Origin of the sequence: Dietzia sp. B19 (assembly GCF_014145155.1) — a bacterium.
Taxonomy (GTDB): domain Bacteria; phylum Actinomycetota; class Actinomycetes; order Mycobacteriales; family Mycobacteriaceae; genus Dietzia; species Dietzia natronolimnaea.
Genome location: NZ_JAALED010000461.1, coordinates 1 through 2,890, shown reverse-complemented (window position 1 = coordinate 2,890; position 2,890 = coordinate 1). Strand labels below are relative to the sequence as shown.

Below are 2,890 nucleotides of genomic sequence, written 5' to 3'. Positions count from 1 at the left end.
GGTCCGAGGTCACCACCCGCACCCGGGAGACACCGGGCGTCGCGACGCAGGTGCGGAGCACGTCCGCGGCCATCGCGAGGGCGAGGGCCCGCCTGTCGGACGCGGGCAGAGCGCGGGCGAGGCGGCTCTTGGCGCGGTCGAGGGCCTTGACGGGGACGACTATCGTCCACCCGCCGTCAGTCGCCCCGTGACCCGACACCGTACTCATCGACCGCCATCCTGCCAGCAGACCCTCGCGAGCGCGCCGGGCCGGGTAGCGTTTGCACACGATCCACCGGCGATGGCCCGGGTGGGGGACGACGAGCCGGGAGGCGAAATGGCGCGGGTCGCGGTGATGGGTGCGGGGTCGTGGGGGACCGCCGTCGGCAAGGTGCTCGCGGACGCGGGGTCGGAGGTGGTCATGTGGGCCCGCCGGGACGAGGTGGCCGACGGGATCAACGAGCGGCACTGTAACGAGAAGTACCTGCCGGGCATCGTCCTGCCCGCGACGGTGACCGCCTCGACGGACCCGGCCGAGGTGCTCGCGGGCTCCCACGAGGTCGTCCTGGCCGTCCCGTCGCAGAGCCTGAGGGGGAACCTGGAGAAATGGGTCGACCTCCTCGAGTCGGACGCCGGGGTGATCTCCCTGGCGAAGGGGATCGAGACCGGGTCGCTGATGCGCATCAGCGAGGTCGTCGCCGAGGTCACCGGGTTGACGGGGGACAGGATCGCCGCGTTGTCCGGCCCCAACCTCGCGCGGGAGATCGCCGAGGGTCAGCCTGCGGCGACGGTGATCGCCTGTACGGACGTCGACCGGGCGGCCCGCCTGCAGGACGCGTTCTCCACCCCCTACTTCCGTCCCTACACCAACACCGATGTGGTGGGGTGCGAGATCGGAGGCTCCACCAAGAACGTCATCGCTCTGGTGTGTGGCATCGCCACCGGGATGGGCCTGGGTGACAACACCATGGCCACGCTCGTCACCCGTGGGTTGGCGGAGTCGACGAGGCTCGGGGTGGCGCTCGGCGCCAACCAGATGACCTTCGCCGGACTCGCGGGGCTCGGCGACCTCGTCGCCACCTGCACCTCGCCCCTGTCCCGCAACCGGACCTTCGGTGAACGGCTGGGCAAGGGCGAAACCCTGGAGCAGGCCCAGGAGGCCACCAACGGACAGGTCGCGGAGGGGGTCAAGTCCTGCACCTCGATCCGTGCGCTCGCCCGACAGGTCGGGGTCGAGATGCCGCTCACCGAGGCCGTCCACGAGATCTGCCACGAGGGTGGTGACGCCGTCGAGGTGGCGGTGCGCCTCATGAGACGGAGCACCAAGCCCGAGTAGCCTCGGCCCGGTGAATCGCATCACCGTTGCCGTCCTCTACGGCGGCCGCAGCACGGAGCACTCCGTGAGCTGCGTGTCCGCCGGCGCCGTCATGGCACATCTCGACCGATCCGTCTACGAGGTGATCCCCGTCGGGATCACCGGATCGGGGCGGTGGACCCTGGGTCCCGACGACGTGTCGGGCCTGCGGATCGTCGACCGCGTCATGCCGGAGGTCGACCCGGGGCGACCACAGGTGGCGCTGGGACTGTCCACCGGTGACCGCGGGGTCCTGCGGTACGTGGACGGGGAGCGGGCCGGTGAGCAGGCCGCCCGCGTGGACGTGGTCTTCCCCGTCATGCACGGCACCCACGCGGAGGACGGCACCGTCCAGGGACTCCTCGAACTCTCGGGGATCCCCTACGTGGGTCCGGGGGTGTTCGCCAGTGCGGCCGGCATGGACAAGGAGTTCACCAAGGTCGTGCTGGGTGCGGCGGGTCTGCCGATCGGTGAGCAGGTGGTGCTGCGTCCCGGGATCGCGACGCTGCCGCAGACGGAACTCGACCGGCTCGGGTTCCCGTTGTTCGTCAAGCCCGCCCGCGGTGGCTCGTCCATCGGGATCACCAAGGTCTCCCGCGCGGGAGACCTCGACGCGGCGATCGCCGAGGCCCGCCGGTTCGACCCCAAGGTGATCGTCGAGGCCGCCATCGTGGGCCGCGAGGTCGAATGTGGTGTCCTGCAGTACCCGGACGGTCGGGTGGAGGCGAGCCTGCCCGCCGAACTCCACATCCCCGGTGAGCCGACCGGTCTGGAGGGTGAGACCGAGGGCGACTCCTTCTACGACTTCGACACCAAGTACCTCGACGACGTCTGCACGTTCGACCTACCCGCGCTGCTCCCCACCGCGGACACCGACCGATTGCGCACGCTGGCCGTCGAGGCGTTCCACGCCCTGGACGCCCGTGGACTGAGCCGGGTCGACTTCTTCGTCACCGAGCACGGACCGGTGATCAACGAGGTCAACACCATGCCGGGGTTCACCCCGATCTCGATGTACCCGCAGATGTGGGCGGCCTCCGGCGTCGACTACCGGACCCTGCTCGACACTCTGGTGCGGACCGCGCTCGCCGGCTGCTGACCCCGGGGGGTCACCCGATCGGAGCGGGCCGCGGTTCGACGGCCTCGAGACCGGCGGAGAGGGCGTCCGAGAGATCCTGGATCGGACCCGTACCGCCGGTCGCGGGGAGAGTGACCGCGATGTACTCCGGTCGGTCGACGGCGACCCAGGTGGACGACGTCACTGCGGGGTCCGGGTCCGGTTCGTTGAACCACTGGACGCCGTTGACCTCCTGGAGCGACACCCCGACGGTGAAGGTCGGCGGGGCCGGGAGGCCGCAGCGGACGACGACGGTCTGGGCGTCGGGCAGCCGGTACGCCGCGGCACCCGGCGGGGCGGGCTCGACGAACGCGACCCGGTTCGCCTCACCGAGGGTGTCCGGGAGGGACTCGACCAGCGACAGGCACACCTCGGAATCGGCTCCGGGGGCCGGGATGGTCACCGCGGTCACGGGCTCGCTCGCGGCGGACTCGGCTGCC

At 71.1% G+C, this 2,890-nt stretch carries 3 protein-coding genes and 1 pseudogene; 2 read left to right on the top strand and 2 right to left on the bottom strand.

Annotation, left to right across the window (positions count from 1 at the left end; translation table 11 throughout):
- A pseudogene (locus tag G6020_RS12925) lies at positions 1 to 208 on the bottom strand (2-phospho-L-lactate guanylyltransferase); the annotation flags it as partial.
- 108 nt (positions 209 to 316) lie between these two features.
- Between G6020_RS12925 and G6020_RS12920 the strand changes: the two are divergent.
- Together G6020_RS12920 and G6020_RS12915 are read left to right on the top strand one after the other, a co-directional pair.
- On the top strand, positions 317 to 1,315 hold the full coding sequence (locus G6020_RS12920) for an NAD(P)H-dependent glycerol-3-phosphate dehydrogenase (RefSeq protein ID WP_179525497.1): 999 nt from the start codon (positions 317 to 319) through the stop codon (positions 1,313 to 1,315).
- 10 nt (positions 1,316 to 1,325) lie between these two features.
- A complete protein-coding gene (locus tag G6020_RS12915; protein ID WP_182610897.1) occupies positions 1,326 to 2,432 on the top strand; it encodes a D-alanine--D-alanine ligase in 1,107 nt (368 codons plus the stop codon).
- Positions 2,433 to 2,442: 10 nt separating this feature from the next.
- Here G6020_RS12915 and G6020_RS12910 read toward each other — a convergent pair.
- On the bottom strand, positions 2,443 to 2,890 hold a 448-nt coding region (locus G6020_RS12910), incomplete at its 5' end, for a DUF3515 domain-containing protein (protein ID WP_182610896.1).